Source organism: Streptomyces sp. NPDC006140, from assembly GCF_040628815.1.
Lineage (GTDB): Bacteria > Actinomycetota > Actinomycetes > Streptomycetales > Streptomycetaceae > Streptomyces.
In genome coordinates, this window is the sequence record NZ_JBEXTS010000003.1 from 526,172 (window position 1) to 550,216 (window position 24,045).

The following is a 24,045-nucleotide window of genomic DNA, read 5'->3' on the forward strand; positions in this document are numbered from 1 at the left end:
GGCGAGGAGGCTCCGGGATGACGTGGTGTCGAACCGGATCGATCACGTGGGCCCCAGAGGGAAGGGGCTCGTCCAGGTGGCAGTGGCGGCGCTCCGCGCGGCAAGGGGTGTGGGGGAGCGGGCCCCGGTCGCCGGAAGGATCACTTCGTCGAACCGGTTCGCAGGAAGCTAGCACCGGGGGAACCTCCCAGCAATGCCTCTGACGTAAGCGCGGTCCCGGATCATCCGGATTCCGGGGGCTGCACGAGAAGTACCGTTTGAGGTGTTGACAGGCGTCCGGCTTGTTCCTACCTTCACTTCACCGAACCGGTTCGACGACCGGTGACGGTCATCTCCTCACCCCCTGCATCCCCGCGAGTCGGACGCTGTGCCCCCTGGGAGCATCGAACCGGTTCGAGGAAGGAGTTCTCCTTGAACATCGGTGAGATCGCCCGGCGGGCCGGTGTCTCGCGGAGCACCGTGTCCTACGCGCTGAGCGGCAAGCGCCCGGTGTCGGACGAGACCCGCGCGAAGATCCAGCGGGTCATCGACGAACTGGGCTACCGGCCCAACGCGAGCGCACGCGCCCTCGCCAACGGCCGCACCAGCACGATCGGCCTGGTCTTCCCGCCGGCCGGCAACCACTACACCGGCATGCAGCTCGATTTCATCGGCAGTGTGGTGGAGGCCGCCGCGGCCTACGACTACGACGTGCTGCTGTCGCCGAGCGGGGTGGACAGCGACCGCTCGTTCCAGCGGCTGCTGGGGGAGCGGCGGGTGGACGGCGCCATCCTGATGGAGATCAGGCTGGAGGACGACCGGGTCGATCACCTGGCCGCGCTGGACTTCCCCTCCGTCGCCATCGGCCGCACCGCACACCCGGAGAACGGCTGGTGGGTGGGCCTGGACCACACCGCGCTGGTGGAGGCGTGCGTGCACCACCTCGCGGACCTCGGCCACCGCAGGGTCGCCTTCGTCAACCGGCCGGAGCAACTGCTGCGGGCGGGGTACGAGTCCGCGCACCGAGGTCTCGACGGCTTCACCAAGGCCGCGGCCGAGCGCGGGCTGACGGTGCGGACGTACTGCTGCGGGGACGACGCCGCATCGGGCCAGGCCTGCCTGGAGCGGATCCTGTACGACGACCCGGCCACCACGGCCCTGGTCACGCTGAACGAGGCCGCCCTGGGCGGCCTGTACCGGGGGCTCGCGCAGGCGGGCCGCCATGTGCCGCGCGACTTCTCCGTCACCGGGGTCGTGGCCGGCCGCTGGGCGGAGACGGTGACCCCGCAGCTCACGGCGGCGGACGTACCGGCGGAGGACATGGGACGCCGCGCCGTCGACCTCCTCGTCGAGCGGCTCGACCACCCCGACGCGGCGCCCCGGCACCACCTGCTCGCGCCGCCGATCTCCTTGCGGGCCAGCACCGGGCCCGTATTCGGCACCTCCTGAAGCCCAGGCTCCCCGGCCTCCGCCCCACTTCCCACCACGACACACGGGAACGCTCCGGCCCCGGCTCCACGGGCCTCCGACGACCCAGCACACCGAGCCCCGAATCCTCACCGCCGCCGTTCGGCGTGCCCGGCTTCCCCCCGCGTCATCCCTCCCACGGCACACCGCTGCCAAAAAACGAAGGACCCACCATGCACAGCACCTCCAGACAACGCCGTCTGACCGCCGTGGCGCTGACCGCCCTGGCCGTGGCGGTCAGCGCCACCGCCTGCTCCTCGGGTTCGGGCAGCTCCGCGGCCAAGGACTCCGACGGCGGCACGTACACCATCTGGGACCCCTACCCGCAGTTCGCCAAGGGCTCGGCGTGGGTGAAGCTGCTGGACGACTGCGGCACCGAGGCCGGCGTCAAGATCAAGCGGACCGGCTTCGACACCAGCGACCTGGCCAACAAGACACTGCTGGCGGCGCAGCAGGACAACTCCCCGGACGTCCTCATCGTCGACAACCCGGTGGTGTCGACCCTGGCCGACGCGGGCGTGCTCACCACGACCGACGACAACAAGCTCGACACCTCCAAGGCGGACCCCAACCTCCTCGCGGCCGGCCAGTCCGGCGGCAAGACCTACGGCACGCCGATCGGCGCGAACACGCTCGCCCTCTACTACAACAAGGACGTGCTGAAGAAGGCCGGGGTGGACATCGCCTCGGTCAAGGACTGGAAGTCGCTGACGGCGGCCCTGGCGAAGGTCAAGGAGGCGGGCAAGAAGGGCATCACCTTCTCCGCCATCGGCACGGAGGAGGGCAGCTTCCAGTTCCTGCCGTGGTTCTGGGGCTCGGGCGCGCAGCTCACCCGGCTCGACTCCCCGCAGGGCGTCTCCGCGCTGTCCCTGTGGAAAGGCTGGCTCGACAAGGGCTACGCCCCCAACTCGGTCATCAACAACACCCAGACCACCAGCTGGCAGGAGTTCGCGAGCGGCGACTACGCCTTCGCCGAGAACGGCACCTGGCAGCTCGCGAACGCCAAGAAGGCCGGCTTCGACTACGGCGTCCTGCCCATCCCCGCCTCCGGCGGAGGCAACGCCGCGGCCCCGACCGGCGGCGAGTTCGTCACCATCCCGGTCCAGGGCGACACCGGCCGCTACACCACCTCCCAGAAGCTGGTGTCCTGCCTGACCAGCACCGAGAACCTGTACGACACCGACACCACCCTCTCCTACGTGGCCCCCACCAGCGAGGTCCAGGACAAGCAGGTGGCCGCGAAGCCCGAGCTGAAGCCCTGGGTCGACGCGGTCAAGGCGGCCAAGGGACGCACCAGCGACGACCTCGGCACGAAGTACCCCAAGATCTCCGAGCAGATGTGGAAGGCCGTCCAGTCCGCCCTCAGCGGAGCCGAGTCGCCGAAGGCCGCACTGGCCAAGGCGCAGTCGGCCGTCAAGTAACCAAGGTTGCGCGGTCCGCAGATGAACGACACGAAACAGCGCTCGGACCGCCGGTCCGCGCAGGACCGGAGCGGGGCGGTCACCTCCGTCCCGCCCCCGGCCCCGACGCGAGAACGGCGCCGTCCGTCCCAGCAGTGGGCCGCCTGGGCCTTCCTGGCCCCGGTGACCCTCTACCTCGTCCTCTTCTACGCCTATCCCCTCTACCGCAACATCGACCTGAGCCTCCGCAACTACACGGTCCGCTCCTTCGTCCAGGGCGACGCCCCCTTCACCGGCCTGCGGAACTACCTGACCGTCTTCGACGACCCGACCTTCGCCCCGGCCCTGCTCCACACCGTGGTGTTCACCGCCGTCTGCCTGGTCTTCCAGTACGCCATCGGCCTGGCCCTGGCGGTCTTCTTCAACCAGCACTTCCGGCTCTCGGCCACCCTGCGGGCCCTGTTCCTGGTGCCCTGGCTGCTGCCGCTGATCGTGTCGGCCTCCACCTGGTCGTGGATGCTCAACAGCGACTCCGGCATCGTCAACGCCGCCCTGCACGCCGTCGGCATCGGCCCGGTGAACTGGCTGACCTCGCCGTCCTGGTCGCTGACCTCCGTGATCATCGCCAACATCTGGATCGGCGTCCCCTTCAACCTGGTCGTGCTCTACAGCGGCCTGCAGTCCATACCCGCGAACCTCTACGAGGCCGCGGCCCTCGACGGGGCCAACGCCTGGCAGCGCTTTTGGCGCATCACCTTTCCCCTGCTGCGCCCGGTCTCCGCGATCACCCTGCTGCTGGGCCTGGTCTACACGCTCAAGGTCTTCGACATCATCTGGATCATGACCAAGGGCGGCCCGGCGGACTCGTCCACCACCTTCGCCACCTGGTCCTACCAGCTCGGCTTCGGCAACCTCCTGCCGGCCTTCGGTCCCGGCGCGGCCGTCGGCAACCTGCTCGTCGTCGCCGCCCTGGTGTTCGGCCTGATCTATGTCCGAGTCCAGCGAAAGCAGGCGCTGTCATGAAGGCAGGATGGAAGACGGCCGTCGGCCTGTTGCTGACCGGGGTCATGCTGTTCCCGGTCTACTGGATGGTCAACGTGTCCTTCACCCGCGACCAGGACATGCGCAAGAGCCCACCGGACCTCTTCCCCGCTCACGGCACCCTGGCCGGCTACCGCACGGTCCTCGACGAGCAACTGCCCTACCTCGGCACCAGCCTCGTGGTCGCCCTCGGCACCGTCGTCCTCACCGTGGCCCTGGCCGCGCCCGCCGGCTACGCCCTGGCCAAGCTGCGCCCCCGCGGTGGCGGCCTGTTGAGCTTCGTCCTGCTGGCCGCCCAGATGATCCCCGGCATCATCATGGCGATGGGCTTCTACGCCATCTACCTCCAGCTCGGGCTGCTGCAGTCCGTGCCGGGCCTGATCGTCGCGGACTCCACCCTGGCCGTCCCGTTCGCGGTGCTGATCTTCACCGCGTTCATGTCGGGCATCCCCGGCGAGCTGCTCCAGGCCGCGCAGATGGACGGCGCGAGGACCCTGCGCACCTTCTGGTCGATCGTGCTGCCGATGAGCCGCAACGCCGTCGTCACGGTGTCCCTGTTCGCCTTCCTGTGGTCCTGGTCCGACTTCGTCTTCGCCAACACCCTGGTCAACGGCGGCACCCACGAGCCGATCACCCTCGGCATCTACCACTACATCGGCAACAACAACCAGGAGTGGAACGCCATCATGGCCACCGCCGTCGTGGCGTCCCTGCCCGCCGCGGTCATCCTCGTCCTCGCCCAGCGCTACGTCGCCGCCGGTGTGACCACCGGTGCCGTCAAGGACTGAGTCCCCCCAACCCACCACGACGGCCGGCGCGCTGCCACGCCGGCCGGCGCCCCCTGCTCCAGAAACGAGTCACGCCACATGACCGCCGCCTCGCCGTCCGGCCCGGCCTTCTCCGTCCACGACATCCCGTTCAGCGCCTACGGCTCCTGGTTCGACATCTCGCCCGTGGTGGCGGAGAAGACGTACGCCGACGACCTCCACCTCGTGTCGCACCAGAACGGCATGCACGGCGTCCTGCGCCTGGTCCCCCTGATCCCGGCGAGAGGCGAGCGGGCCGAGACCCGCGTCGAGGCGACCCCGGGCCTGCTCCGCTGGGCCGGCGGAACAGGACGCGTCGAACTCGCCTACGAGTCGCCGGACACCGTACGCCTGCGGGGCAGCGGCCTGGACTTCGGCGTCTTCGCCGCCGCGCGGACCCTCACCCCGTTCAGCGGCACGTACTTCTTCCACGACCCGGCGGCGCACGCGCACGTGTTCACCTCGTACGAGACCGGCCGCCGGTACCGCGTCACCGTGCTGTCCGGCAGCCTCGCCGACACGGCCGGCGACCAGGCCCTGGGCGGCAGCGACCGCGGTGTCACCGTGACCGCGCGGGAGGACGGCGTCTGGGAACTCGCGATCGAGGAACTCGGCACCGCCCGCCCGCCCTACGTGCCCACGGCGGCCTTCGACGACATCGTGGCGGCGGCCCGGGAAGCCTTCGCGGACTTCGTGGACGCCGTGGCGCCCTGGCGTACGCCCGCCACCCCGGCCGCCGAACTCGCCGCCTACGTCGTCTGGTCGGCGACCGTGGCGGCGAAGGGCCTGGTCACCCGGCCCGGCGTGCTGATGTCCAAGCACTGGATGGACAAGGTATGGAGCTGGGACCACTGCTTCAACGCCCTTGCCCTGGCCCCCGGAGCGCCCGCGCTCGCCTGGGACCAGTTCCTGCTGCCGTTCGACCATCAGGACGACAGCGGCGCCCTGCCGGACTCGGTCACCCACTCCGAGGTCCTGCACAACTTCGTCAAACCGCCCATCCACGGCTGGGCCCTCGGCCGGCTGCGCCGCAGCCTGCCGGCACCCCTCGGCCGGGCCGAACTCACCGAGGTGTACGAGCGGCTGGAGCGCTGGACCGGCTTCTGGCTCACCGCCCGGCGCGCTCCCGGCGCCGAACTGCCCTACTACCAGCACGGCAACGACAGCGGCTGGGACAACGCCACCACCTTCGACCCCGGGCGGGTGGTCGTCACCGCCGACCTGGCCGCCTTCCTCGTCCTCCAGCTCCATGAACTCGCCGCGCTGGCATCGGAGTTGGACAGGCCGGGGGAGGCCGACCGGTGGACGGCAGTCGCCGAGGAGATCCGGACGGCGCTGCTCGACCAGCTCTGGACCGGGGACAGGTTCGTCGCCCGCTCGGCCGGCACCGGGGAGACCTGGAGCAGCGCCAGTCTCCTCGACCTGATGCCCATGGCGCTGGGCGAGCACCTGCCCGCCGAGATCGGCAGCACGCTTGCCGACCACATCAAGGCCCACCTGACGCCGTACGGCCTGGCCACCGAACTGCCCACCTCACCCCACTACCTCGCCGACGGCTACTGGCGCGGCCCCATCTGGGCCCCCGCCACGGTCCTCATCGAGGACGGCCTGCGCCGCGCCGGCCACCAGCGGCTCGCCGACGACATCAGCGCCCGCTTCCGTGCCCTGTGCGAGACCCACGGTTTCGCCGAGAACTTCGACGCCCTCACCGGCACCGGCCTGCGCGACCGCGCCTACACCTGGACCGCGAGCAGCTACCTCCTCCTCGCCCGTGACCACCACCTGCGCGGGGACGCCGGGCTCGACGATCCCGGCGCCTGACCCCACGAGCGGGAGGCCACCCACAGGCGAAGACTCGGGCAAGGGCGCTCGACCCCGAGGCGCACCCGCCGCCCGTGGCCTTCCATGACCTAGCCTGTATACAGGCGGTGCGCGTCTCGGTGGACAGGAGTGTGGTGGTGGCCCGGGCGACTGGCAAGAGCGAGGCGGTCTACGAGCGGCTGAAGGGTGACATCGAGTCACTGCGGTTGCGGCCGGGGGCCAAGCTGAGTGAGGTCCAGCTGGGGGAGGAGCTGGGGGCTTCGCGGACGCCGGTGCGGGAGGCGATCCGGCGGCTGGCCCGGGAAGGGCTGGTCGACTTCGTGCCGGGGGAGGTGGCCCGGGTGGCCGCCATCTCCCTGGGCGGTGTGCGCGCCCTGTTCGAGTTCCGGATGCTGCTGGAGCCCCGGGCCGCCGCCTCGGTCGCCGCGGCGGGCTCGGCCGACGAGCGGGTGCTGGCCCCGTTCCGTGAACTGCTGGAGCGGCTGGAGGTGTTCGACGAGTCCTTCCGCGCGCGGGACGCCGCCGCGCAGGCGGGCTCGTACCAGGAGTTCTACGACATCACCGAGGCGTTCGACCAGGCGGTCATCGTGGCCTGCCGCAATCCCTACCTCGCCCGCACGATCCGCGACCTGCGCAGTCAGACCGTACGTCTGCGTCACCTCTCGCACAGCGGCCCGCGCCGCATGCTGACCTCGCTGGAGGAGCACCGCGCGATGCTGAAGGCGGTCACGCACGGGGACGCCCCGGCGGCGGAGGCGGCCTCCCGGCACCACCTCGCGCAGACCCTTCAGGCGCTCATCGACAGTCTGACCAGCCAGGATCTGGCACTCGCCACGGACGTGTCGCTGGACGTCGCAGGCTGAGGCACCCTTCACGATCAGCCGAAGGCGCCGGGTCGCGATGCTTCCCGGTCTGTGGTGTCTCCACGGAATGTGCTGTATACAGGAGTGGATACAGCACTTTTCGATGCGAGAGGCCGCCCCATGCCGCATACCGTCGGCGCCGCCGACCTGCTGGGTTTCGCCGCCGCCACCGCCGAGGCGCACGGCGTTCCGTCCGCGGACGCCCGTCTTCTCGCGGACACCTTGGTGACCGCGGAGCTGTGGGGACACGCGTCCCACGGCATGCTGCGCCTGCCCTGGTACCTCGACCGTCTCGCGAGCGGGGCCACCACGGCCGTCGCGGACCCGGAAGTCGTCAGCGACAACGGCGCCGTCGTCGTGGTCGACGGGCGTGACGGTCTCGGCCAGGTGCTCACCGACGGCGCGGTGACCCTGGGCGTGGAGCGTGCCCGTCGGCACGGCATCAGCGCCGTCGCCGTCCGCAACTCCGGTCACTTCGGGACGGCGGCGTACTTCACGCGCAGGGCCGCCGAACAGGGCTGTGTGGCGCTGCTGGCGACCAACGCCAGCCCGGCGATGGCCCCGTGGGGCGGCAGGGAGAAGCGGGTCGGCACCAATCCGTGGTCGATCGCCGCCCCCGGCGGCCGTCACGGCACGGTCGTGATGGACATCGCGAACACGGCCGTGGCGCGCGGCAAGATCTACCATGCCAAGGAGCGCGGTGAGCCGATTCCCGAGGGCTGGGCGGCCGACGCCGCGGGCGTGCCGACGACCGATCCGCGGCGTGCGATCGAGGGCCTGATCCTGCCGATGGCCGGCCACAAGGGTTACGCCATCTCGTTCATGTTCGACGTGCTTGCGGGCGTGCTGACCGGCAGTGCCTTCGGCTCGGCCGTCGTCGGCCCCTACCGGTCCACCGGCCGCAGCGGCGTCGGCCATCTGCTGATCTGCGTCGACATCGCAGCGATGGCCGACCCGGCCGAGTTCGAGCAGCGGATGGAGGCCCTGATCGAGGAGACCAAGTCCACCCCGGCCGCGCCCGGCACCGACGAGATCTTCGTCCCCGGCGAACCGGAGATCCGCACGGCCGAGCGGCTGCGCACCGAGGGCATCACGCTCGTCGACGAGACCTGGGACTCCCTCGCCCGTGTCGCCGCGGCCACCGCCGTACCTCTGCCCACCCCCGCCACTCCGCAGGAGCTGCCCGCATGATCGCGCTGACCGTGTCCCTCCAGGTCGTCCCCGGCTGCCGTGACGACTTCCTCAAGGCCATCGAGGAGAACGCCGAGCGGTCCTTCACCGACGAGCCGGGCTGCCGCTACTTCGACGTGGTCTGCGACCTGGCCGACGACCACCACTTCGTCTTCCACGAGATCTACGACGACGAGGCCGCCGTCGAGGCCCACCGCGCCGCGCCCCACTTCAAGGTCTGGCGCGAGGCCGCCGCGAAGTACGTGGTGCCCGGCAGCCAGGTCAACACGCTCTCCCGCCGCCTGTTCCACCACTCCTGACCTCTCGATCGGAGCCGCCGCATGTGCACCGAGCCCGCCCCGCCGAACCTGCTCATCCACCCCGACAAGGTCGAACGCTTCGACCGCGGCGGCGGTGTGGCCACCCTCCCCTACGTCGGCAAGTGGAACTCGCAGAAGGCCGTCATCACGACCGGCCAGACCGTCTTCCAGCCCGGCACCGGCCTGCCCCTGCACAGCCACAACGTCGAGGAGTCCGTGCTGATCCTCGAAGGCGAGGCCACCGCGGAGATCGACGGCGAGTTCTTCGACCTGGAGCCCGGCCAGGCCACCTGGGTGCCGGCCGGGACACCGCACCGCTTCTTCAACCGCGGCGAGGGCGTCATGCGGATCTACTGGGTCTACGGCGGCCGGGACGTCACCCGCACCATCACCGCCACCGGCGAGACCTTCGAGCACCTCTCGGAGCACGACAAGGGAGGGGCGCCCACCGCATGAGCGGCATCCTGCAGACCGTCGACCCGTCAACCGGGGAGCCGATCGCCACCTACGAAGGCTGGGACGCGGACCGTATCGAAACCGCTGTGGCACGGGCCCATGCCGCGAGCCGAGCCTGGGCCCTGGTACCGGTCACCGAGCGGGCCGCGCGCGCCGACCGCCTTGCTCAGACCCTGCGCGAGCACAAGGACCACCTCGCTTCCCTGGCCGTCGCCGAGATGGGAAAGCCGGTCGGCGAGGCCGAGGGCGAGGTGGAGAAGTCGGCCGTCACGGCCGAGTACTACGCCCGGCAGGGCCCCGGCATCCTCGCCGACGAGCGCGTCGAGATCGACGGGGCACAGGCCTGGGTGGCCTACGAGCCCGCCGGACTCGTCCTGGCCGTGATGCCGTGGAACTTCCCCGTCTGGCAGGTCATGCGCTTCGCCGTCCCCTCCCTGGTGGCCGGCAACGGCGTCCTGCTCAAGCACGCCTCCAACGTCACCGGCAGCGCGCTCGCCCTCCAGGACCTCTTCGTGGCGGCCGGTTTCCCCGAGCACCTGGTGACCACGCTGGTGATCGCCGACACCGACGTGCCCGACGTGACCGCGCGGCTCATCGAGGACGACCGCGTCGCGGCCGTCACCCTCACCGGGAGCAACCGGGCGGGCACGGCCGTCGGTTCGGCGGCCGGGCGCGCGGCGAAGAAGTCCGTGCTGGAGCTGGGCGGTTCGGACGCCTTCGTGGTCCTGGACGACGCCGACGTCGAAGCGGCCGCGGCGGCCGCGGTGAAGGCGCGCTTCACCAACTCCGGGCAGAGCTGCGTATGCGCGAAGCGGTTCATCGTCGCCGCCCCCGTGGCGGATGCGTTCACTGCCGCGTTCGTGGCCGGTGTCGAAGCCCTGCGCGTCGGCGACCCCCGCGAACGCCGGACGCAGGTCGGCCCGCTCGCCCGCGACGACCTGCGCTCCGCGATCCAGCGGCAGGTCGAGGAATCCGTCGCCGCCGGGGCCCGCCTCCTGACCGGCGGCAAGCCCCTGCCCGGCGACGGCTTCCTCTACCAGCCCACCGTCCTGGGCGACACCGGCCCGGGGATGCCCGCCTTCGACGAGGAGACCTTCGGCCCGCTCGCCGCCCTCGCCGTCGCCCGGGACGACGAGGACGCCGTACGGCTCGCGAACGCCACGCCGTACGGGCTCGGCCTGAGCGTCTGGACGGCCGACCCCAGCCGGGGCGTCGCCCTCGCCCGCCGTATCACCAGCGGAGCGGCCTTCGTCAACGCGATCGTCGCCTCCGACCCCCGCCTGCCCTTCGGCGGCACCAAGCGCAGCGGCCACGGCCGCGAACTGGCCGCCGCCGGCATCCGCGAGTTCACCAACACGCGCACCTACTGGGTCACCGCCTGACGGTCGCGCCGGCCGGCCCTGCAGCGTGGTCGGGGACGTCGCCCACCCCCATGGGCGACGTCCCCGACCGCTCCCCCGGTGCCGGACTGCGGCTCAGGTGTCCGCGCGGCGCGTGCGTGCCGTCACCAGCACATCACCGCCGTCTCGCCGGAACCCCAGGCGGAGTACAGGCGTACGCGGACGACGTAGCGGCGGCCCTTGACGAGCCGCACGCCGATCGTGGCGTTGTGCGGAGTCCCTCCATCGTCCTGGCCGGCGAGGTAACGGGGCTCCCCGTCCCGCTCCTCGAAGACCACGACGACGGCGTCACCGTCGCCGAAGGTGCCCAGCGTGTACGTGCGGGTCTCCGGCGGATCGACGACGAAGTCGGCCTGTCCGCCCGGGCCGAGCCCGAGCGTCACCGAGCGGAACGGCACCAGCGCGGGCGGCACCGGGTCCGCCGGCGGATACCAGCGCAGCGCGAACTCCTTGTCGGCGGCGGACAAGGTGCCGGGCGGGTGCAGACCCGCACGGTACTGCTCCGGCTCCAGGACCAGCCCCGACGAGAACGGGAACTCCATGATCGACTGCGGGTCCCAGACGCAGCCGTTCACCTCGTCCGGGTCGAGCTTGCGCAGGATGTTGTAGTGCGTCCGCTCCCGGCTCCAGTGGTTCGGCGGGCCCGCCAGCTCGGCGTACACGGCCTCGTCGTCCCAGTGGATGCCGGCGAACGGGCTCTGGTGCTCGTGCACCATGCCGAGCGCGTGCCCGATCTCGTGCAGGGCCGTCGCGCGCTCCCCGGGCGCGGTCAGGTCCCAGCCGAAGTTCATGGTGCGTTCGTGCAGGCCCGCCGGCAGCGCCTCCCGGCCCACCGCCGACCAGGAGCCGTCGCCGGGCTGGAACCCGATGCGCAGTTCGGCCTCCGAACGGTCGTCGACCTCGGCGAAGGTGATGCCGATGCCGAGGTCCTGCCACTCGCGGAAGCACCCGCGCACGACGTCCCGCTGCTCCTCGGTGCCGGCCCAGGACACCCGCCGCGTCATCCCCGTCCCCGGCACGGGGATGACGGACGCGTCGCTGTCACCGTCGAAGAACCAGTAGTGCAGGACGGTGCCGTTGACCCACATCCGCCGCCCGCTCGCGAGCGCGCTCAGCCGCTCGGCCGCCAGCCCCGGTGCGAAGGCGGGCGCCGGCGCCTGTGCCAGCGAGCAGTAGCGTGGGGTCATGGGCCACAGCCTGCCGTGCGGCCCGTCCAGGGCGCCTGAGTCGGGGGCTACTCAAGTCGCCCTGTATCAGAACCGAGCAGCCGCGCTCATGTCTGTGTGACGACTTACGAACGGGACGCGACGACGCTGGAGCTGCCCTGGCCGTTCGCCGGGCGGGAGGACGAACTGGAGCTGGTCCGCCGGTCCCTGGCCGGCCCGCACCGCGGCATCGTGGTGACGGGCCCGGCGGGCTGCGGCAAGACCCGCCTCGTCACGGAGGCGATCCGCGGCACCGTCTGCGCCCGGGCGGCGGGCACGCCCGAGAGCCGCGGCCTGCCCTTCGCGGCGTTCGCGCATCTGCTGCCCGAGTCGGTCACCCTGCACCGCGCGGTCCGGCTCCTGTCCGGTGTCCGCACGCTGCTGGTGGACGACGCGCACCTGCTCGACGACGCCTCCGCCGCCCTGGTCCACCAGCTCGCCGTGCACGGCCGCACCCGCCTGCTCGTGGTCGCGACGGACGGCGCCCCGGCGCCCGGCGCGATCACCCGGCTGTGGACCGGCGAACTCCTGCCGCGCCTCGCCCTGGAGCCGCTGCCCGACGAGGAGACCGCACAGCTCCTCACGGCCGGCGCCGGGCCTCTCGATCCGCTCACCGCCCACCGGCTGCGGCACCTGAGCCGGGGCGACCTGCGGCTGCTGCGCGACCTGCTGGACGCGGTGCGCGGACTGCTGACTCCCGTCCCGGACACCGAGGAGCGGGCCTGGCGGGGCCCGGTGCCGCTGACCCCGGCCGTGCGGGAGCGCACCGCCCACGTCCTCGGCCGCACCTGCCCGCTCGAACGCGAGACCCTCGACCGTCTCGCCTTCGCCGAGCCGCTGCCCTCGGACCCGGACGACCTGGACCTCGGGGCCCTCGAAGCCCTGGAGGCCGACGGCCTGGTCGAGGTCGACGACCTGGGCGGCGTCCGCCTCGCCCATCCCCTGTACGGCCCGGTGCTCAGGGCCGCGGCGGGCCGGCTGCGGGCGCGCCGGCTGGCCCGGACGCCGGAGGCGTACGCCCGCGCCCTCGACGCCGAGGCGGCCGCGCTGTCCCGTCGGATCGACCAGGACGACGTCCGGGCGACGCCCACGCCGGTGGGGGAGTGGCTGGTCGCCGAGGGCGGCCCGCTGCCGTGCGGGTACGCCGCCGTACGTGCCCGGTTCGCCCGGCTGCGGGGGGAGGTGCGGGATGCGGCGGCCTGGGCGAGGGAGGGGCTGCGGGGCGCCCCCGAGGACGCGTCGTGCCGGGAGGAACTCGCCCGCGCCTCAGCAACCGTGGACAGCAGGGACGACCTCGGCCTGGAGGCCCTCGCCGACCCCTACGACGCCGTCCGCCTCGGCGCCCCCGAGAAGGTCATCGACCGGCTGAGCGGCGTGTTCGCGCGGCACGCCGACGCGCTCACCCGGGCCGACGGCCCGGCCCTGGACGAGGTGGCCGAGGAACTGGAGCGGCGGGGCTTCACGCTGTTCGCCGCCGAGGCACACGCCCAGGCCGTGGGCGCCCATCGCGATCCGCGCGCCGCCCGGTACGCCCGCACCCGGGCCGTCGCCCTGGCCCGGCGCTGCCAGGGCGCCCGCACGCCCGCGCTGTCCGGGCTGGTCCTCGGCGAACTCACCGCCCGGCAGCGGCAGATCGTCACCCTGGCGGCTGCGGGCCTGAGCAACCGGCAGATCGCCGAACGCCTCACCCTGTCGATCCGCACCGTCGGCAACCACCTGTACTCCGCCTACGCCCGGCTCGGCGCGAACGACCGCGGTGCCCTGCCATGGCTGCTGACGGAACCGCCCCAGGCCCAGCCGGCCTGAGCCGCGACGAACCACGAACCTCGGCGACGTCCCGGACCACCGACCTCGGCCGCACCCCGGACCGCCGACCTCGGCCGCACCTCGGACCGGCGACCTCGGCCGCACCTCGGACCACCGACCTCGGCCGCACCCCGGACCGCCGACCTCGGCCGCACCTCGGACCGGCGACCTCGGCCGCACCTCGGACCGGCGACCTCGGCCGCACCTCGGACCGGCGACCTCGGCCGCACCCCGGACCGGCGGCCTGACCCGCACAGGGGACGGGCCAGGCCGCCGCACAATCCGCCGAGGCTCGGCCGGGCGACGCCGAGACCCGGGGCGGTTCGGGTCGGCCGACTCCGAGACTCGTCGAGGCTCCGGCCGGGCTGCCCCGAGGCCCCGCCACGCTCGGTCAAGCCGCCCCGAACGCCGAGAACGCCCAGCCCGTGGCCTGGTGCGGTGCGTCGCCCGGCAGGGCGGCCCGGGCGTCGCGCAGGGCCTCCGCGAGGGACAGCCCGGCGCCCAGGCCCTTGTGCAGGGCCAGCATCAACGGCACCACCGCCGCGTCGTTGACGGGTGCGCTGCACGCCACCACCCCGGCCGTGCCCAGCGGCAGCAACGCCGTGACCAGGCCGAGCAGTTCGTCGGCGCCGACGGACGCGAAGCGGGCGGTGTCGCAGCAGGACAGGATGATCCGGTAGGGGCTGCGGTCCAGCCGTTCGAAGTCGTGCACGACGATCGGCCCGTCCGCCATCCGCAGCGAGGAGAACAGCGGACTGTCCGCGCGGAACGCACCGTGCGCGGCGATGTGCGCCAGCGCGGCCCCGTCCAGTTCCTCCAGCACCCGCGGCACGCGCGCCTCGCCCTCCTCCAGGACGGTCGCGCACGGGTACCGTCCGGCCAGCTCGGGCACTTCCGCACCGCCGCTCGCCAGGCCCGGGCCGCGCACCAGCACATGGCAGCCGTCCGGCGGCGGCGCCGTCTCCCGGGCCCGCAGCCAACTCCCCGCCGACGGCGACACGCTGAGCACCCGCTCTCGCAGCGACGGCAGCAGCGCCCACGGCACCCGGTGCAGCCGCCCCGGCGGCACGATCACCACCGGGCCGCCGCCCAGCTGCGCCGCCGCCGGCCCCAGCAGCAGCTCCTCCAGCCGCCGCCCCGCCGCCTCCACCACCGGCAGCCGCGCCTCGGCCCCGGGATGGGCCAGCCGCCGCAACCCGGCCTGGACGTGCTCGGCCTCGGTCTCCGCCTCGGCGAGCAGCCCGGCCTCGAACCGTCGCACCCGCCCCCGCCCGCACAGCAGCACCTGCACCCGCCCGTCGAGCACGGCGAGTTCCACCAGCAGCACCTCGTCGCCCAGCCGCTCCAGCAGCCGCCCGACGCCGAACCGGTCACCGCCCCCGGGCGCCTCGCCCCGCATGTGCAGGGTCCGGGAGCGGATCTCCCGCTCCAGCCGCCGCTGTTCCCGCTCCAGCGCCGGAACCGGCCGGCCCTCCCTCCGGGCGGCCTCCGCACGCGAGGCGATCTCGCGGAAGGCGGTCAGGCCGCTGAGCAGCTCCGGGTCGGCGGGCGGCCGGGTCGGCGGTGTGGACAGCACGGTGGCCCGCCAGCGCTCGCTCCACACCAGCAGCCGCCGCGGCCCGCCCGAGACCAGACTGGCCCGCTGCGCCAACGCCGCCAGTTCCGCGCCCTGTTCGGTGGCGCGGGCGCGCAGCTCCGAGGCGCCCAGTGTCATCCGGTGGTCGTCGAGCACGTCCAGACCGCGCCGGCAGGCCTCCAGAACACCCCGGTTCGACCCGGCCGCCCACGCCCGCAGCGCCTGCGCCGACCAGCCCGTCAGCCGCGCCAGCGGCGGGCCGCTGTGCCGGCTGCGCGCGGCGACGGCCAGATGCCGCTCCGCGTCCGCCGTCCAGCCCAGGTCCAGCGCGATCCGGCCCGCCAGCAGCGACGCCTCCGGCGCGGCCGGCGCTCCGAAGGACGCCAGCTTCCCGGCCACCGCGGCGGCGTCCGCGACCAGCCGCCCCGAGCGGCGCCCGGCCGCGTGCCGCGCCTCGATCAGCACCAGCCGGGCATGCGCCTCCCACCACGTGCGCCGCTGCCCCGCGAACAGCCGTACCGCGAGGGCGGCACGGGCGATCGCCGTGTGCGGGTCCCCGGCCGGCCGGGCGGCCCGCGCGGCGGCCAGCAGCAACTCGGCCTTGCGGGTGGACTGCCCGCCGATCCCGTCCAGCTTCCTGATCGCCGCGTCCGCCTCGGCCAGCGCCTCGGGCGCCAGCCCCGCGGCCATCAGCACCTCGCAACGCCGGATGTTCAGCATGAACGTCGGCGTGCCCAGCCGGGCGTACCGCTCCTCGGCCTCGTCCAGCAGCCGCAGCGCCGCCGGCACGTCACCGGACCGGAACGCGGCCAGCCCCCGGCTCTCCACCGCGTCCGCCTTGTCGTGCTCCTGGCCGGTGGTGTCCCACAGCGCCTCGGCCGCGGTGAAGTCCGCCTCCGCCCGCTCCACCGCACCCAGCGCCAGGTGCACCGTCGCCCGCAGGGTCAGCGCCCGCGCCGTCCAGATCACGTCGTCCGCCTGCCGCAGCACCGGCACCGCGCGCCGCACGTCCTCCAGCGCCTCGCGATGACGCCCGAGCACCCACCACACGTACGCCCGCCGGTACAGCACCCGCGCCCGCGTGTGCCCGGCGCCCCGCGCGACACCCCGCTCGAACGCCGCCAGCCCCTCCCGGGTGCGGCCCGCGTGCACCAGCGCCACCCCCAGCGTGGCCAGCACGTCCGCCTCCCGGTCCGCCGAGTCCGCGCGCGCCGCGCACTGGCGGGCCCGCCGCAGATGGCTCAGCGCGAGCCGCAGATCACCGAAGTCCCGCTGCCAGATACCGATCACCTGATGCGCGACGGAGGCGTCCAGCGGGGAGGGATCGGCGTCGAGCAGCGCCCGGGCCCTCGCGAGAGCCTCGCCCGGGTCGGCGAACACCATCGGCAGCAGTGATTCCGTAACCGGCTCGCTTCCCGCTGTCACTCCTCGGATGGTAGTGGCCACCGAACCGCACCACACAGGGGTGGCGCTGTATCAAAAGACCGCAGCGTGACTCTTGTCCAAGAGACTCGACGACCGCTCCGCGGCACCGGCCGACGCCGTCGCCCCACCGGGAGGACCCGCCATGGCACCTCAGCGATTCCACGAGCAGTTCGACCAGATCCAGCGCTCGATGCCCGACGTGCCCCTCGCGATGGGCCCGGACGACTCGGCCGAGTTCATGTACGAGAAGGGCGTCGTCCTCGTCCGCGACGGCGAGGAGGCCCGCATCGTCGAGGACACGGTACGGACGCACTTCACGGCGGCACCCGACCTCGACCAGGAGCAGGTCCGCCGGGCCGGCCCGAGCACCAACCGCACCGGGATCACCCGGATCCGGGTCGGCGACCCCGGCGAGGGCGGCCGCGAGGCCGACCGCGCCGTCGCCCACGCCCTGCGCTCCGTACGGGAGCAGGAGGCCCGGGCGGGACACCGGATGGTCGCCCGCAACCACGTGGTGCACATCGCGGTCAACGCCTGCCCCGGCGACGAACCCGTCCCCGCCCCGCTCAGCGAGCCGCCCAACCCGGCCGCCGCCGACACGCCCCACGACCCCGGCACCGCCGTCGGCGTCCTCGTCGTCGACACCGGCCTCACACACGACTACCGCTCCTGCGGCCTGCTGGCCCACACCGCGGGCGACGCCCAGGTCCAGGAGTGCGACGAGCAGGGCATCCTCCAGCAGTACGTCGGGCACGGCACGTTCATCGCCGGGCTCGTCGCCGCCGTCGCGCCCAACACCGACATCACCGTCCGCGGCAGCCTCAACGACGCCGGTGCCGTCCTGGAGTCGGAGTTCGGCGAGAAGCTCTTCGAGGCCGTCGACGCCGGCGGCTGGCCCGACGTGCTCAGCCTCTCCGCCGGCACCTCCAACGGCCGCACCGACGGGCTGCTCGGCGTCGAGAACTTCATGCGGGAACTGCGCGAGCAGCGCACCCTGCTCGTCGCCGCCGCCGGCAACAACGGCAGCGCCACGCCGTTCTGGCCCGCCGCCTACGCCGACCTGCCCGGCTGGGAGGACTCCGTGCTGTCGGTCGGCGCGCTGCGCAGCGACGGCGAGTTCGGCGCCTGCTTCACCAACCACGGCCCCTGGGTGAAGGTCTACGCCCCCGGCGAGCGCCTCACCAGCGCCCTCACCGGCTTCGACACACCCGTCCCGTACGTGTACCAGCACTCCACGTACGACGCCTGCCGCTACGGCTTCTCCTACGGCTGCACCTGCCGGCACCCCCGCCACACCGGCGTGCTGAGTGACGAGAACGCCTCCGCCAAGCCGGACCAGGTGATGTTCGAGGGCTACGCGCAGTGGAGCGGCACCTCCTTCGCCACGCCCGTGACCGCGGGCATGGTCGCCGCCCACATGACGGCGCACAAGGAGACCGACCCGCGCGCGGCCCGGCGTCACCTGCTCGCGGCGCACGCGGACTTCGCCGAAGTGCGCGGGGCGCACGTCCCCGCGCTGCGTCCGCCCACGTGGCGCCCGGTCCCGGTCGTGCGTCTCACCCCGGGCCTGTGACGGCCGAGGCCGCCCCCGCCACGGCGTACCATGACGGGCCGTACACGAGGGGTGGGACTGCCGTGGACCGTGCTGATGCCGGCTCGCTCGTCCAGGCCGCGGCCGACGGCGACGCGGCGGCCTGGAAGGCGCTCGTGGAAGGGCTGAGCCCCCTGGTGTGGTCCGTGGTGCGGGCCCACCGGCTCTCCGACGCCGACGCGCACGAGGTGTACCAGACCGCCTGGTTCCGCTTCGCCCAGTACCTCGGGCGTATCCGGGAACCCGACAAGGCGGGCGCGTGGCTGGCGAGCACCGCGCGCCACGAATGCCTGAAGGTGATCCGCAGCTCCAGGCGGCTGACCCTGACGGACGATCCGCAGCTCCTGGACCGGGTCAGCGAGGCCGGCACGCCCGAGCAGTCGCTGCTCGACTCCGAGGAGGCGGCCGCCCAGAGCGAACGCGTACGGCGGCTGTGGCAGGAGTTCGAGGAACTGGGCGAGCGGTGCAGGCAGTTGCTGCGGGTGCTGATGGCCACGCCACCGCCCAGCTACCAGGACGTGTCCGCCGCGCTCGGGATCGCGGTGGGCAGCATCGGGCCGCTGCGCCAGCGCTGTCTGCGGCGCCTGCGGGCCCGGCTCGAGGCACGGGGGGCGATGTGAACGGCATGCACGACATGGGCGACATGAACGAGATGGACGACGACGAGGTCTTCGGCGAAGAGGACTGGGGCGACGACGAGTTCGACGCCGGGCTGCTGGAGGCGGAGCTCCGGCAGGCCGCCGCCGTCCTGGACCCCGTGCCGGCGGAGTTGCAGCAGATCGCCGTGGACGCGTACGCGCTGCACGACCTCGACGCCCGCGTCGCCGAGCTGACCTTCGACTCGCTGGTCGACTCCCTCCCGGTCCGGGGCGCCACGGACACGCCCCGGATGCTGACGTTCCGGGCGGGCGAGGTGACCGTCGACGTCGAGGTGACGGAGGACGGGCTGATGGGGCAGGTGCTGCCGCCGCAGCCGGCCCGCATCGAGGTCCTGTGCGGACCCCGGCCCGGCTCCGCCCTGACCGCCGACGACCTGGGCCGCTTCACCGCCGACGTGCCGCCCTCCGGCCCGTTCGCCCTGCGGTTGCGCACGGGCGGGGACGTGGTGGTGACGGAGTGGCTGCGGGCCTAGCTGGACGCCGGCCGGGTCACCAGGTGCAGGGCAGGGTCCGCGGCCCCCGGATCATCGTCCGGCGGCGCCAGGCGACCTGGTCCGCGGGGACGGCGAGGCGCAGGCCGGGCAGCCGGTCCAGCAGGGTGGTGAGCAGCAGCTCGGTCTGGAGGCGGGCGAGGACCGCGCCGGTGCAGTAGTGCGGTCCGTTGCCGAAGGCCAGATGGGGGTTGGGGGCGCGGCCGGGGTCGATCCGGTCCGGCTCGGGGAAGACGTCCGGGTCGCGGTTGGCGGCCAGGTAGGAGACGTACACCGGGTCGCCCGCACGGATGCGGTGCCCCCGCAGGTCGACGTCCTCCAGGGCGATCCGCGCCAGGCCGACGGAGCTGCGGTGCGGGATGTGGCGCAGCAGCTCGTCCAGCAGAGTGTCCCGCGCCTCGGGCCGCTCCTGCCACCACTGCCGCAACTCCGGCCGGGTGAGCAGCAGATAGAGCATCTGCCCGCAGTTGTGGGTGACGGCCTCGCCGCCGATCTGGAGCGGACCGGCGAGGCCGACCGCCTCCGTCTCGCTGATCTCGCCCCCGGCCACGGCGGCGCCGAGCAGGGAGTACACGTCCTCGCCGGTGCCGTGCGCGCGGGAGCGGATCGTCTCGGTGATCCATCCGTACAGGCTGTTCTTGGCCCGCTCGGCGGCCTCGGCGCCGCCCGATGTGGAGATGATCTGCCGGGTCCAGGCGTGCACCCGGTCCCGGTCGGCGCCGGGCACGCCCATGACCTCGCTGACCAGGGCGATCGGGAACGGTTCGAGCACCTGCTCGACCAGATCGGCCGGCGGCCCGTCCCGCAGGACCGCGTCCACCAGCTCGTCGAGCAGCTCCTGCGCGCGGGGCCGCAGCCGCTTCGTCGCGCTGACGGTGAAGGCCCCGGCGACGGCCTTGCGGAGCCGGTTGTGGTCGGGCTGGTCGGCGAAGGCCAGCGAACCGGGCCGCGGCTTGAAGTGCGGTGCCATCCGCGTCACTTGACGGCTCGTCACCTCGGCGCGGCTGAACCGCGGGTCGTTGGTGATCAGCTTGACGTCGTCGTGGCGGGTGGCCAGCCACGCCCAGCCCTCGCCGTACGGCAGGCGGATCCGGGTCAGCGGCCCCTCGCGCATCAGCTCCGCGAGGACCGGGTCGAACTCCGTCCCGTCCAGGTCGAGGGCGGGCCAGTCCCGCACCGGGGGCGGTGCCTGGCCGGTCAGCGTGGTGGTCTCCTCCGTCATGGACCCACCCTCGCCGCACCCCGGGCCCTTGTCGCGCGGGAGTGCTCCAGCCGGTGGCGGTTCAGCGGGACACGGCGTCGACGAGCCCGGCGAGGGCGGTGGCGAGCCGCTCCAGCCCCGGTCCGGCGGGGCCGCCCGGCTCGGTCATGTAGGTGTCCCGGCGGATCTCCACCATGAGGGCGCCGACCTCGGGCCGCGTCCCGTAGAACTCCAGGGGGACGTACGTCCCGCGGAACGGCGTGTCCAGCTCCGTCTCCCCGAACACCGCCCGGGCGGCGTCCAGCAGCGCGGCCGGGGTGTGGAAGGAGTCGGTGCCGAGGCAGACCGCGGGGCGAGGGCCCTGCCCGTGCAGCTCGTAGGGGAGTCTCCGGCTCGGGTAGGAGTGCACGTCGATGATCACGGCCCGTCCGGTGGCCGCCAGCCGGTCCGCCACGGCCTCGGTCATCGCCCGCGCGTAGGGCAGGAAGTACCGCTCGACGAGCGGCCCCGTGTCGACGCCCTCGGACCGCAGCGGAGCGCCGTGCGTGGTCCGCGTGTACACCGCGCCCATCCCGACGGCCCGCATCTCCTCCCGCTCGTCCGGGAACCGCTCCGGGTCGACGACCAGCCGCGACAGCCGGTTGACGAACCGCCACGGGGTGATGCCGGCCAGCCGGGCCGCCAGCGCGGCGATCTCCGCGGTGTGCGCGTCGGTGATGTGGTCCAGCTCCCGTGCGAGCTCCGTGTCGTCCAGCACGATCCCCGCGCGCACGTCCCGCGGTATCTCCCGCGCCGAGTGCGGCACATGGAGGAGCACGGGGGAGTGACCGGCCCCGGGGAGCAGTTCGAAGGAGGGCGGCGTGTCGGTCACGGGGCGGCTCCGGGGCGGTGTCGGGGGCTGTGGGTGAGACGGCTCCGCCCCGGCCGGGCGTGTGCCGGCCGGGGCGGAGCCAGGGGATCGGGGGATCCGGGGCGTCAGCTCAGGGACGCCAGGGCCTCGTTCCACGTGGCGGACGGGCGCATGGCCTCAGCGGCCTTCGCCGGGTCGGGCTGGTAGTAGCCGCCGATGTCGACCGGCTTGCCCTGGGCGGAGATCAGCTCGTCGACGATCTTCTGCTCGTTCGCGGCGAGCGTCTCGGCGAGCGGGGCGAACGCCTTCGCGAGGTCGGCGTCGTCGGTCTGCCGCGCCAGCTCCTGCGCCCAGTACAGGGACAGGTAGAAGTGGCTGCCGCGGTTGTCGATGCCGCCGACGCGCCGGGTCGGGGACTTGTCCTCGTTGAGGAAGGTCGCCGTGGCGCGGTCGAGGGTGTCGGCCAGGACCTGGGCGCGGGCGTTGCCCGTCACCTTCGCGTACTGCTCGAAGGAGGGCACCAGGGCGAAGAACTCACCGAGGGAGTCCCAGCGCAGGTAGTTCTCCTTGACCAGCTGCTGGACGTGCTTCGGCGCGCTGCCGCCGGCGCCCGTCTCGAACAGGCCGCCGCCCGCCATCAGCGGGACGACCGACAGCATCTTGGCGCTGGTGCCCAGCTCCAGGATCGGGAACAGGTCGGTCAGGTAGTCGCGCAGCACGTTGCCGGTGACCGAGATGGTGTTCTCGCCGCGGCGGATGCGCTCCACCGACAGCTTGGTCGCCTCGACCGGGTTGAGGATCCGGATGTCCAGGCCCTCGGTGTCGTGCTCCTGGAGGTACTGCTCGACCTTGGCGATCAGGTTGGCGTCGTGGGCGCGGGTCTCGTCCAGCCAGAACACCGCCGGGTCGCCGGTGGCGCGGGCGCGGGTGACGGCCAGCTTCACCCAGTCCTTGATCGGCGCGTCCTTGGTCTGGCAGGCGCGGAAGATGTCGCCGGCCGAGACGGTCTGCTCGATGAGGGCGGTGCCGTTCTGGTCGACCAGGCGGACCGTGCCCGTGGTGGCGATCTCGAACGTCTTGTCGTGGCTGCCGTACTCCTCGGCCTTCTGCGCCATGAGGCCGACGTTCGGCACCGAACCCATGGTGGACGGGTCGAAGGCGCCGTTGGCCTTGCAGTCCTCGATCACAGCCTGGTAGACGCCCGCGTAGGAGGAGTCGGGGATGACCGCGAGGGCGTCGTGCTCCTGGCCGTCCGGGCCCCACATGTGGCCGGAGGTGCGGATCATCGCCGGCATGGAGGCGTCGATGATCACGTCCGACGGGACGTGCAGGTTGGTGATGCCCTTGTCGGAGTCGACCATCGCCAGCTCCGGGCCCTCGGCCAGCTCGGCGTCGAAGGAGGCCTTGATCTCGGCGCCCTCCGGCAGGGCGTCCAGGCCCTTCCAGATGCCGCCCAGACCGTCGTTCGGGGTCAGGCCGGCCGCGGCGAGCTTGTCGCCGTACTGCGCGAACGTCTTCGGGAAGAAGGCGCGCACCACGTGGCCGAAGACGATCGGGTCGGAGACCTTCATCATCGTGGCCTTCAGGTGCACCGAGAACAGCACGCCCTCGGCCTTGGCCCGGGCGACCTGCGCGGTCAGGAACTCGCGCAGCGCGGCGACCCGCATCACGGAGGCGTCGACGACCTCGCCCCGCTGGACGGGTACGGACTCGCGCAGCACCGTGGTCGTGCCGTCGTCGCCGACGAGCTCGATGCGCAGGGCACCGTCCTCGGCGATCACCACGGACTTCTCGGTGGAGCGGAAGTCGTTCTGGCCCATGGTCGCCACGTCCGTCTTGGACTCGGCGGTCCAGGCGCCCATGCGGTGCGGGTGGGACTTGGCGTAGTTCTTCACCGAGGCCGGGGCGCGGCGGTCCGAGTTGCCCTCACGCAGGACCGGGTTCACGGCGGAGCCCTTGACCTTGTCGTAGCGGGCGCGGATCTCGCGCTCCTCGTCGGTCTTCGGGTCGTCCGGGTAGTCCGGCAGCGCGTAGCCCTGGCCCTGCAGCTCGGCGATGGCGGCCTTGAGCTGCGGGATGGACGCCGAGATGTTCGGCAGCTTGATGATGTTGGCGGCGGGCGTCTTGGCCAGCTCGCCGAGTTCCGCGAGGGCGTCCGGGATGCGCTGGTCCTCGGTCAGGTACTCCGGGAACACGGCGATGATGCGCCCGGCCAGCGAGATGTCGCGGGTCTCCACCGGGACACCCGCCTGCGAGGCGTACGCCCGGACCACCGGCAGGAAGGAATACGTCGCCAGGGCGGGGGCCTCGTCAGTGTGCGTATAGATGATGGTCGAGTCAGTCACCGGGTGCTCCGCTCCACGTCTGCAACATTGCTCGACATCAAGATATCTCGTGATCGACCTCGTCTCGACAGGGGTCCGGGCCCAGTTTCGGGCAACTGCCGTGACCGGCTGGACACGGGGCGTCGCCGACGGCCGCCACCGAGGTGGTGGGGATCATGGCCGGCGACGCGCTG

The 24,045-nt window shown here is 72.9% G+C and carries 19 protein-coding genes; 14 read left to right on the top strand and 5 right to left on the bottom strand.

Annotation, left to right across the window (positions count from 1 at the left end):
• Nucleotides 1-411 precede the first annotated feature (411 nt).
• The 10 genes from ABZ386_RS11830 (at nucleotide 412) to ABZ386_RS11875 (ending at nucleotide 10,705) form a co-directional block, all read left to right on the top strand.
• Nucleotides 412-1,428 carry a LacI family DNA-binding transcriptional regulator gene (locus ABZ386_RS11830; RefSeq protein ID WP_351333513.1) on the top strand — a complete coding sequence of 339 codons (1,017 nt, stop codon included), beginning with the start codon at nucleotides 412-414 and terminating at the stop codon, nucleotides 1,426-1,428.
• Between the two features lie 191 nt (nucleotides 1,429-1,619).
• A complete protein-coding gene (locus ABZ386_RS11835) occupies nucleotides 1,620-2,867 on the top strand; it encodes a sugar ABC transporter substrate-binding protein (protein ID WP_358964664.1) in 1,248 nt (415 codons plus the stop codon).
• Between the two features lie 21 nt (nucleotides 2,868-2,888).
• Nucleotides 2,889-3,869, top strand: coding sequence for a sugar ABC transporter permease (locus ABZ386_RS11840; RefSeq protein ID WP_351333507.1), 981 nt, complete (start codon nucleotides 2,889-2,891; stop codon nucleotides 3,867-3,869).
• Complete coding sequence (locus tag ABZ386_RS11845) at nucleotides 3,866-4,675, top strand: carbohydrate ABC transporter permease (protein WP_355719115.1); 810 nt, start codon at nucleotides 3,866-3,868, stop codon at nucleotides 4,673-4,675. Before ABZ386_RS11840 ends, ABZ386_RS11845 begins: the two co-directional genes overlap by 4 nt.
• 78 nt (nucleotides 4,676-4,753) lie before the next feature.
• On the top strand, nucleotides 4,754-6,514 hold the full coding sequence (locus ABZ386_RS11850; RefSeq protein WP_358964665.1) for a trehalase family glycosidase: 1,761 nt from the start codon (nucleotides 4,754-4,756) through the stop codon (nucleotides 6,512-6,514).
• Between the two features lie 137 nt (nucleotides 6,515-6,651).
• Complete coding sequence (locus ABZ386_RS11855) at nucleotides 6,652-7,377, top strand: GntR family transcriptional regulator (protein ID WP_356502575.1); 726 nt, start codon at nucleotides 6,652-6,654, stop codon at nucleotides 7,375-7,377.
• 120 nt (nucleotides 7,378-7,497) lie between these two features.
• On the top strand, nucleotides 7,498-8,568 hold the full coding sequence (locus tag ABZ386_RS11860; RefSeq protein ID WP_358964666.1) for an Ldh family oxidoreductase: 1,071 nt from the start codon (nucleotides 7,498-7,500) through the stop codon (nucleotides 8,566-8,568).
• A complete protein-coding gene (locus tag ABZ386_RS11865; RefSeq protein WP_356502572.1) occupies nucleotides 8,565-8,867 on the top strand; it encodes a putative quinol monooxygenase in 303 nt (100 codons plus the stop codon). The genes ABZ386_RS11860 and ABZ386_RS11865 overlap by 4 nt, the downstream gene beginning before the upstream one ends.
• Nucleotides 8,868-8,888: 21 nt before the next feature.
• On the top strand, nucleotides 8,889-9,323 hold the full coding sequence (locus ABZ386_RS11870) for a cupin domain-containing protein (protein WP_351333491.1): 435 nt from the start codon (nucleotides 8,889-8,891) through the stop codon (nucleotides 9,321-9,323).
• Nucleotides 9,320-10,705 (top strand): NAD-dependent succinate-semialdehyde dehydrogenase, encoded by a 1,386-nt coding sequence (locus ABZ386_RS11875; protein ID WP_358964667.1) that lies wholly within the window; start codon nucleotides 9,320-9,322, stop codon nucleotides 10,703-10,705. The genes ABZ386_RS11870 and ABZ386_RS11875 overlap by 4 nt, the downstream gene beginning before the upstream one ends.
• A 122-nt stretch (nucleotides 10,706-10,827) precedes the next feature.
• Here the strand turns inward: ABZ386_RS11875 and ABZ386_RS11880 are convergent, their stop codons facing one another.
• Nucleotides 10,828-11,910, bottom strand: coding sequence for a M12 family metallopeptidase (locus ABZ386_RS11880; RefSeq protein ID WP_351333485.1), 1,083 nt, complete (start codon nucleotides 11,908-11,910; stop codon nucleotides 10,828-10,830).
• 96 nt (nucleotides 11,911-12,006) lie between these two features.
• Here ABZ386_RS11880 and ABZ386_RS11885 point away from each other — a divergent pair, with 96 nt between their 5' ends.
• Nucleotides 12,007-13,734: a LuxR family transcriptional regulator gene (locus tag ABZ386_RS11885; protein ID WP_358964668.1), complete on the top strand. Its 1,728-nt coding sequence runs from the start codon at nucleotides 12,007-12,009 to the stop codon at nucleotides 13,732-13,734.
• Nucleotides 13,735-14,125: 391 nt separating this feature from the next.
• On the opposite strand, the gene ABZ386_RS11890 is transcribed toward ABZ386_RS11885, so the two are convergent.
• Nucleotides 14,126-16,693, bottom strand: a complete 2,568-nt coding sequence (locus tag ABZ386_RS11890; RefSeq protein ID WP_351334215.1) for a CHAT domain-containing protein — start codon at nucleotides 16,691-16,693, stop codon at nucleotides 14,126-14,128.
• 184 nt (nucleotides 16,694-16,877) lie between these two features.
• Between ABZ386_RS11890 and ABZ386_RS11895 the strand changes: the two genes are divergently transcribed.
• The 3 genes from ABZ386_RS11895 (at nucleotide 16,878) to ABZ386_RS11905 (ending at nucleotide 19,458) form a co-directional block, all read left to right on the top strand.
• Nucleotides 16,878-18,308 (top strand): S8/S53 family peptidase, encoded by a 1,431-nt coding sequence (locus ABZ386_RS11895; RefSeq protein ID WP_358964669.1) that lies wholly within the window; start codon nucleotides 16,878-16,880, stop codon nucleotides 18,306-18,308.
• A gap of 62 nt (nucleotides 18,309-18,370) precedes the next feature.
• Nucleotides 18,371-18,946, top strand: coding sequence for a sigma-70 family RNA polymerase sigma factor (locus ABZ386_RS11900; protein WP_355726610.1), 576 nt, complete (start codon nucleotides 18,371-18,373; stop codon nucleotides 18,944-18,946).
• Between the two features lie 32 nt (nucleotides 18,947-18,978).
• On the top strand, nucleotides 18,979-19,458 hold the full coding sequence (locus ABZ386_RS11905; RefSeq protein WP_358964723.1) for a hypothetical protein: 480 nt from the start codon (nucleotides 18,979-18,981) through the stop codon (nucleotides 19,456-19,458).
• 16 nt (nucleotides 19,459-19,474) lie between these two features.
• Here ABZ386_RS11905 and ABZ386_RS11910 read toward each other — a convergent pair whose 3' ends face one another.
• The 3 genes from ABZ386_RS11910 to ABZ386_RS11920 all read right to left on the bottom strand — a co-directional run bounded on the left by ABZ386_RS11910 (nucleotide 19,475) and on the right by ABZ386_RS11920 (nucleotide 23,872).
• Nucleotides 19,475-20,698, bottom strand: coding sequence for a cytochrome P450 (locus tag ABZ386_RS11910; RefSeq protein ID WP_358964670.1), 1,224 nt, complete (start codon nucleotides 20,696-20,698; stop codon nucleotides 19,475-19,477).
• Between the two features lie 61 nt (nucleotides 20,699-20,759).
• On the bottom strand, nucleotides 20,760-21,548 hold the full coding sequence (locus ABZ386_RS11915) for an N-formylglutamate amidohydrolase (protein ID WP_358964671.1): 789 nt from the start codon (nucleotides 21,546-21,548) through the stop codon (nucleotides 20,760-20,762).
• 104 nt (nucleotides 21,549-21,652) lie between these two features.
• Nucleotides 21,653-23,872, bottom strand: a complete 2,220-nt coding sequence (locus ABZ386_RS11920; RefSeq protein WP_351333469.1) for an NADP-dependent isocitrate dehydrogenase — start codon at nucleotides 23,870-23,872, stop codon at nucleotides 21,653-21,655.
• Nucleotides 23,873-24,045 lie beyond the last annotated feature (173 nt).